Below are 233 nucleotides of genomic sequence, written 5' to 3' on the forward strand. Positions count from 1 at the left end.
CCAGCGGCGTGTAGACGCTCAATCTCATACCGGCGCCGGCGTCGATCGTCAGGCCCATATGCGCGAACGTCATCGCGCCAGCGAGCGGATGCCGCAGATGCATCAGTCCGGACAGGCGATGCACGACATCGCGCTGCGGCCACCATCCGCGGAACTCCGGGCTGGGGCGCATCACCAGCGCGATCAGCCGCCGGAAATCCGGGTCGCCGGTGTAGTTCGCCCCCTCGGGGGGG

1 pseudogene is annotated in these 233 nt (G+C 69.1%); it reads right to left on the reverse strand.

Annotated elements, in window-relative coordinates:
• A pseudogene (locus tag KVT37_RS33080) lies at positions 1–233 on the reverse strand (transcriptional regulator); the annotation flags it as partial.

Source organism: Mesorhizobium sp. GbtcB19, assembly GCF_019091085.1.
Taxonomy (GTDB): Bacteria; Pseudomonadota; Alphaproteobacteria; order Rhizobiales; family Rhizobiaceae; genus Mesorhizobium.